We start from the raw sequence: 8,390 nt of genomic DNA on the forward strand, positions 1-8,390 counted from the left end.
AACAATCATGATTCATGAATGCTACTATATCATACGGTTTACTGGAAAAGATGAGCAACCTTTACTAGAATCCGATAACCGGTAATCTGAACATTATCGGAAATAATTTAACATCACAGAAAAACGGATTTTACAATCCCAGCGACGCCAAAAGATCATCTGCATCAGAAGCAGACATTGTCTCTTCTGCTGCCGGTTTTGTTTCCTGCTTGAGTTCCTTCTGAGCTTCTACGTCTGCAAGAATCTTATCAGGATTAACATCAGTCTGAGGAACAAACTCCTGCATTTGGATAAATTCTGTATTATCCATAGCCAGTTCCATATAAAAGATGTTGTTCTTTTCTGTATAAAAGGAAACTCTATATGCATGTGGTTTATCTAGATGAGCATTTACACTTATGCGTACTTGACGGTTTAAAGTAAGCATTTTAGGCTGACTCTGAGTTATGGAGGTTCTGAATTCCTGACTGACTTTAGACGTAAAATCGCCAAGAATCTGGTTCATCAGCTCTCCCATGACGTTACCGACCTCGTCAGATGTATAAACTGTTGCCAGTTCCTCTTTTGGAAGTCCCATGTTAATCAGATACTGCGAATACACTTCCATCGCAGCTTCTGCGGTAAAGTTAATGACTACCAAACCGGCAAATGCTCCGTCAAACAATACAAAACAGCCAATATCCGGTTTAAGACAAGTCTTCGAGATCTTTTGAACCATTGGTGAGAAATTAATGTCATGATGGGTCGCCTCGGACAGAACAGAAGTAACAGAATGACACAGCTTCAGAAGAAAATCCCCAACCTTCGTACAGTTCTTATCATCATGCATCTTGCCACCTTTGTTTTTTGATCCCATACCGACTCCCAGAAAATTCAAAAAACAGCTGATCTATTTCATCAGCACATTTTCCCTGATCCCTCACATCTGTCATGATAATAATATTTTGTTAGAAATAACACTCTTATTTGTAAAGAATGCATATCCTGTCAAAATTGAGGATTGACGTCTCTCTGTTTTTCTAAAAACAGAACTCATAAGTAACTGTTTACAAGAGTTTGAAAAACATTCAATCCTTCCTTCACCGATCTCTAAGTATGTGGACAACTTCCATAGACAATCTGTCAGTCCTTGTCCACATAAAAACTATCAGACTTATCAGCATTTACGTCTTTAATTATCTCAAAAAAAAAATCCCGGATTTTTCCGGGATTTCTTCGTCATAAATAATCACGATTTCATTGGCATGCGCTAAGCCAATATTAAGAAATTACTTGGTTTCAACGTGCTCTTCGACGCCAGAGAACTTAACTTCTACACGACGGTCAGGAGCAAGACATTCAACAAGAGCCTTACGGTTCTTAATGCCATTACACTTATCACCAGTTACAGGGCGAGTTTTACCATAGCCTTCAGCTGTAATAGTTGAAGGATCAACACCGTCAGCAATAAACTCTTCTACAACTGCACGAGCACGCTTCTTGGAAAGCTCAAGATTGTACTTATCGGAACCGATACGATCGGTATGTCCTTCAACATCAATACGTACGTCCTTGAGATTGTTATCATTAATTTCCTTGGTGACACTGGCAACACTCTGCTTGCCTTCAGCAGAAAGCTTAGAGCTGTTGAATCCAAAAAGAGCCTCGGAATCAAGGGAAATATTCTTTGATACAACAACAGTCTTAGGCTGCTCAACCGGTGCTACTACAGGAGCAGGCTTAGCACCGCCGAACTTCCACTCGAGACCAAAATTAATGGTTGAAAGATCCGGCTGATAACCATAAGTGCTATCAGTAATCTTGTGAGCGTAATTATACTCAAGACGAGTTATGAAATCGCCAAAAGCAATTCTTGTACCGAGCCCAAGTAAAGGAGCAGTCTTTGTTTCGGTATGCCCAAAAGCCTTGTCATGATTGTTGATAATGAGTCCTCCAACCTTAAAGAACACATCATCAGTGTCATTAAAAGGTATGGCAAGGAGAGATGCAAGCTCAACACCATGAAGAGTATGCTTGCCTAATCTCTTCCCTTCATAAATACCCTTGTTGGAGAAATTGCCAAAATAGGTGTATCCAGCTTCTAAGCCCAGGAAACTAGTGAAGTTGTAACCGCCATAAATGCCGTAATCCCAATTGTTGTTACGGTTGTGACGTACACCAACAGCATTACGACCAGAATGAGACTCGGTATGAGACCAGCCGACCTTAGCTCCAACATAACCAGTTTCAGCCTCTGCGGCATAAGCTACAGAACCAAAAGCAACAACACTGCTAACAGCAAGTGCAATCAAAGTCTTCTTCATAATAAGTATCCATCCATAATGATGTTTAACAAAACATTAAGGCTTATTCTAATTATTGCCTGTCCTCATAATCACCAGTTGGGTTAGGTGACCAAAGGGGATTTTTCAGTCATGCATTATATTTACACTTAAGATGTTATGCAACTCATTTTAGAGTTTTCTACCCAAGCAAAATTCAAAACAAATTACTTAACCTCAAATATTTATAATTTGAAAACGTTTTGTTGCAAAATGATCCCGCCTATATTTTCATTGGAAAGCTCATTGTCATACCTGACAAACTTTGTGAGATTCTCAACTACAAGATTTGAATAAACTTCAACATACCTAAGAAAAGCCCCCCCCCAAAAAACACTGTTAATCATAAAACCAGCAATTTCAGAAAAGACGTAATGACTTGCAGCATCTGTATCGAGATTATGGGGCAGTTCCATCCACAAAACTCCCTTTGTCAATTCATTTTCAAGAATTTTTCGGTTTTCTTCATAATTATTAAGTACAAGCTCTCTGATTCGGGAAGTACCTTGTTCTCCAAAAACAACGGAAATAAGAATTTTCAGAAAGGTTCTTTTTTCCTCATCAATACACGAGGCCATATTCACTATCCAGTTTTTTATGGAATTCTTCACTGAATAGCCCGCGGCAGAAGTATTATCACTGCAAAACCGAAGAAGATTCTCACTTGATGTCATTTCCATCCACAGTTCGATGAACAATTCGTCAATATTGTTAAAATGCCAGTAAATTGCTCCTCTAGTTAGACCGGCCTTTTGAGCAATATCACACAGCTTCGTCCTATCAAGCCCCTTTTCACAAAAGAGTTTCTTGGCAACAGTCATTATATGTTTTTTGGTCTTTAATGCTTCTTCTCTTGTTTTTCGTACCATTACTCCCCCCGCAAAAACATTCCAAACCACTTTCATAAAATCAACTGATCATGCGGCACTGTAAAATTTACGAACATAATAGACATATTGTAAAGTAACGCCTATTGCATTTTCCTCCTTTATTATACATACAAGAATGTATGTATAGAAAAGAATCTTTTCTTAGTATAATATGGCATATTGTTACACAAATTGGAGCAATTAAATGCATATATCAGCAAGAAAACAGTTCTACACATTATTAATGGGACTATTGACTATAACAGGACTGACCGCATGCGGAGATAATAAACAGAATAACAGCATGGGAGATAATTCGGCACCTCCGCCAATGCCTGTTGATTTTGAAACAGTAAAAACCGAGAGTGTCCCTGTAGTATCCAATTTGACAGGCAGAACTGTTGCCGTACGAACCGCAGAGGTTAGACCTCAGGTATCCGGAGTCATTCTGAGGAGACTTTTCAAGGAAGGAACAACTGTTCAGGAAGGACAACAGCTTTATCAGATAGACCCGGCAATGTATGAAGCACAGCTTGCAAGTGCCAAAGCCAATCTTGCGCAAGCGCAGGCCCAGGAAAATTCTGCACGGATGAGATATAACCGCTACAGCCAACTTATTACTACAAACGCCATATCCAAACAGGATTATGACGACGCTGAAGCAAACTACAATTCTGCAAAGGCAGGAAGCTTGGCAGCCGCCTCTGCCGTAAAAACAGCAGAAATCAATCTGGCATATACAAAGGTATATGCTCCAATAACCGGAGTAATCAGCAGATCTAATATAACAGAAGGTGCACTGGTAACTACCGGACAGCTTCAGGCACTGGCTACTATTCAGCAGCTAGATCCCATGTACCTGGATTTGGGACAATCCGTAAACGATCACATATTCCTAAAAAAGAACATTAAAAACGGGACCTTCAATCCCAATACGGAAGACAACCAGGTCAAGGTATTTCTTGAAAACGGTGAAGCCTATGAACATAAGGCAAAGCTAGAATTTTCGGAAGTAACTGTAGATGAAAGCACCGGTATGGTTAATGTACGTGCAATTGTACCAAATCCCGATCAGATCCTGTTACCTGGAATGTATGTACGTGCTGAAATCAATGAAGGCTCACAGCAAAACGCTACTGTAATTCCGCAAATTGCAGTAATGCGACAGACCAATGGTACCTCAATAATATACACAATATCTCCGGAAAATACAGTTCAACAGCATGTAATAACCATTACGTCAGAATTTGATAATAAATACGTTGTCAAATCAGACGTTAAAGCCGGAGACCGAGTAATCACCTCCAATTTACAAAAAATTGGACCACAGAGTCCAGTAACTCCTTTGGAAACAAAAACTGATACAACTCAATCAAATACAGATTTAAAGTAAATATCAAAAGGTAGTAAATTTAATATGGCTCACTTCTTTATAGATCGTCCTATATTCGCATGGGTAATAGCCATTGTGATTATGCTGGGTGGTCTTATGGCAATTCATACATTGCCGGTATCACAGTATCCGACCATAGCTCCTCCAACAATATCAATATCCGCGAGCTATCCAGGAGCTAGTGCTGAAACTGTCGAAAATACTATCACCAAAGTTATCGAACAGAACATGGTAGGACTCGACGGTTACATGTACATGAGTTCCACTTCTGATTCTTATGGTATGGCCAGAACTCAGATCACTTTTGAACCCGGCACTAACCCTGACGTTGCCCAAATGCAAGTGCAAAATAAACTGCAGCAGTGCCAGTCTCAGCTTCCTACAACTGTTCAGCAAAATGGCATAGATACCAGGAAAAGTACTAACAGCTTTCTTATGGTTGTCGGTTTGGTTTCAAACAATCCAGAAGTCAAGGAAATAGACCTTTCAGATTATGCAGAAAGTTACCTTAAAGAACCATTGAGCCGTCTGGCTGGGGTTGGCGAAATATTTGTTTTCGGTTCCGAATACTCCATGAGAATATGGATTGATCCGGATCGTATTAACAGAGTTAACGTTACAATTCCCGAGATCATTGCATCAGTCAAGGCCCAGAATGCACAGGTTACGTTCGGTTCACTCGGTGGAGCTCCTGCAAAGAAAGGACAGGTATACAGCTATACAATCAGAGGCCAGTCAAGACTTACATCTATCGACGAATTCGAAAACATTGTTATCCGAATGAACGAAGATGGTTCCAAAATTTTACTGAAAGATGTAGCCCGATTAGAACTTGGTAACGAAATGTATCAGTTCGGAGCAACATATAATGGCCAGCCAACCACTGGTATCGGCATCCGTTTGGCTTCAGGAGCAAACGCTCTTGGCACAGCAGCGGAAGTAAAAAAAGAAATTGCCCGGCTTTCGCAGTTTTTTCCGAAAGGAGTGTCATACATCTATCCCTATGACACTACCGATTTCATAAAAATATCGATCGGCGAGGTGGTAGATACTCTTATCGAAGCCATAATTCTTGTGTTCTTTGTTATGTATCTATTCCTACAAAACATAAGAGCTACAATTATTCCCACTATCGCAGTACCGGTAGTTCTTCTCGGGACTTTCGGGATTATGTCAATCCTAGGGTATTCAATTAACACACTTACCATGTTCGGACTGGTACTGGCCATAGGTTTGCTTGTGGATGATGCCATTGTAGTTGTAGAAAACGTTGAACGTATCATGACGGAAGAAAAACTGTCTCCGTATGAAGCAACCAAAAAATCTATGACTCAGATTACAGGGGCACTGATAGGTATTGCTCTTGTTCTTTCAGCGGTTTTCATTCCCATGGCCTTCTTTGGGGGATCAACCGGTGTTATTTACAGACAGTTTTCGATAACTATAGTATCAGCAATGATTCTGTCGGTAGTTACCGCACTCTCTCTTACACCGGCTCTCTGTGCCACAATTCTTAAACCTGTGGATTTACCCCATCCTGAATATAAAGGTCTTATAGGTATATTCTTGCTTATTAAAGACAAGTTCATTAAACTCCTTGACCTTATATTTTTTACTCACTTCTTCAAGCTCTTCAACACATCATTCGATTTCTGCTCCCGGATTTACATGTCGTTTGTCCGTTACGTTGTGCGTTCATTGGCATTGTATGTATTTCTTTATGCCTTAATCTGTGCAACATTAGGATTTATGTTTATACGGATACCATCGTCATTCCTTCCGGAAGAAGATCAGGGGGTCCTGATGGCAATGATACAACTACCAGCAGGTGCAACCATGGAAAGAACTAGAGAAGTTCTCGGAAAAATGAGTAATTATTTTCTGACGGCAGAAAAGGATAATGTTGAATCTATCATGGGGGTTGTTGGATTCTCTTTTGCAGGATCAGGACAGAATGCGGGGATGGCATTTGTAAAACTAAAAAACTGGTCCTTGAGATCATCACCCGAAAGACATGTAAGAGCCATTGTTCAAAGAGCCTTTCCAAATCTTCTTGGAATCAGGGAAGGTATGGTTTTAGCCTTTAATGTACCGGCAATTCCGGAATTGGGAACAGCTTCAGGATTTGATATGTTCCTTACAGATCCGGACCAGGGATCTCATGAACAGCTTATAAATGCCAGAAATAAGGTTATTGCCATGACTGGACAAGGAGAAGCCAAAAATTTTCTTACGAGAGTCAGAGCCAACGGCCTTGACGATACCCCTATGCTGAATGTAAAAATAGATTACCCTAGAGCTATTTCACAAGGTTTGGATATACCCAGTATCAATGCAACTCTTTCAGCAGCCTGGGGATCTGCTTACATTGATGACTTCATGGACAGAAACCGTATTAAAAAGATATTCCTTCAGGCCGAACCTGAAGCACGAATGAATGAGAAAGATTTTAACAAGTGGTATATAAAAAACAATGCCGGAAAACTTGTTCCCTTCTCTTCTTTTGCCCGTACAGAATGGTCTTTCGGTTCTCCACGTCTTGAACGTTTTAATGGATTGCCAGCCGTACAGATCAATGGCGAAGCACAGCCAGGTATTTCAACAGGTCAGGCAATGAACAAAATGGAGGAAATAGTTAATTCCCTTGAAGAAGGAAATTACAGTATTGCATGGCATGGTGTTTCTTTTCAGGAAAAACAGTCCGGAGCACAAGCAGCACCTCTTTATGCAATATCATTGCTATTCGTTTTTCTCTGTCTAGCCGCATTGTATGAGAGTTGGAGCATACCTTTTTCTGTAATGCTTGTAGTTCCTCTCGGTATATTCGGAGCCGTAGGTGCCGCATATCTAACACAAAAATATCCGGAGTTATTTCCTTGGATGAGACCTTTAGAAAATGACGTATATTTTCAAGTAGGTCTCCTAACCACAGTTGGTCTATCAGCGAAAAATGCAATTCTGATTGTGGAATTCGCTAAAGAACTTTACGATAAGGGGGCTAAACTGACAGATGCCGTAGTTGAAGCTGCAAAAATCCGTCTTAGACCAATTCTTATGACTTCAATGGCTTTTATTCTCGGTGTACTACCGCTGGCTGTAAGTACAGGAGCTGGCGCGGCCGGACGGAATGAAATCGGTGTTTGTGTAGTCGGAGGTATGCTATCTGCGACAGTACTGGCAGTATTTTTTGTACCGGTGTTCTTTGTATTAATAATGCGTTATTTCACCAAATATAAACCTCGTTCTGAAAAGCTAAAGGAAGCTCTTAATCAATCATAAGATTGCTTTCTGGTAATGATAAAGTCCCCTTTATTTAAGGGGACTTTTTTGTGTGCTCGGCATGTTCTGTATCTGTAGGGTGAAAGTCCCGAACACGACCGCTGGTGGTAAGTGTTAGCGAATTGCAAGGTGGTTACAGTAATGTAATAGCTGAAATAAGCAATAGTGAAATCCCGAACTGACGTACAGGAATCACTTCAGGCAGCCAGAGTGGATAAGAGTGCAAAATAACTCGAAGTCCGATAGCCAGACGGAAACTCTGAATGTAAAGGTGGCAGTGGTGGGAGGAAAGATGTAGGGCTTACCCGAGGAGATCCTGTCAGCTCATTAATGGGTAGTAACAACGAATGGCAGGAAGTCAGCAGAGGCCGTAGTAGCGAGGAGTATGCGTGTGAAGGGCCGAACAAAACGAGTGTGAAAATTTAAGGAACGCAGCCAGAGTCCAGAAAACAAGGCATAAGACATAAGCGACGGCCGGCCTGCAGGGAAAGATAGCACGGAATGTGAAGGATACCTCAGGGGTGAGAT

Annotated in this window: 5 protein-coding genes; 2 read left to right on the top strand and 3 right to left on the bottom strand. The window is 40.8% G+C overall.

The genetic code is table 11. The features are described 5' to 3' along the window. Nucleotides 1–130: 130 nt before the first annotated feature. The 3 genes from F557_RS0101645 to F557_RS20860 form a co-directional block, all read right to left on the bottom strand. A complete protein-coding gene (locus F557_RS0101645) occupies nucleotides 131–856 on the bottom strand; it encodes a DUF3334 family protein (RefSeq protein WP_019000528.1) in 726 nt (241 codons plus the stop codon). A gap of 412 nt (nucleotides 857–1,268) precedes the next feature. Next, nucleotides 1,269–2,303: an OmpA family protein gene (locus tag F557_RS0101650; protein ID WP_019000529.1), complete on the bottom strand. Its 1,035-nt coding sequence runs from the start codon at nucleotides 2,301–2,303 to the stop codon at nucleotides 1,269–1,271. A 203-nt stretch (nucleotides 2,304–2,506) separates the two neighbouring features. Then, on the bottom strand, nucleotides 2,507–3,190 hold the full coding sequence (locus tag F557_RS20860) for a TetR family transcriptional regulator (protein ID WP_026297685.1): 684 nt from the start codon (nucleotides 3,188–3,190) through the stop codon (nucleotides 2,507–2,509). Nucleotides 3,191–3,395: 205 nt separating this feature from the next. On the opposite strand from F557_RS20860, the gene F557_RS0101660 reads away from it, so the two are divergent. Then, a complete protein-coding gene (locus F557_RS0101660; RefSeq protein ID WP_026297686.1) occupies nucleotides 3,396–4,583 on the top strand; it encodes an efflux RND transporter periplasmic adaptor subunit in 1,188 nt (395 codons plus the stop codon). Nucleotides 4,584–4,607: 24 nt separating this feature from the next. Beyond that, on the top strand, nucleotides 4,608–7,862 hold the full coding sequence (locus tag F557_RS0101665; protein ID WP_019000532.1) for an efflux RND transporter permease subunit: 3,255 nt from the start codon (nucleotides 4,608–4,610) through the stop codon (nucleotides 7,860–7,862). Nucleotides 7,863–8,390: the final 528 nt, after the last annotated feature.

This window comes from Succinimonas amylolytica DSM 2873, from assembly GCF_000378405.1.
GTDB lineage: Bacteria > Pseudomonadota > Gammaproteobacteria > Enterobacterales > Succinivibrionaceae > Succinimonas > Succinimonas amylolytica.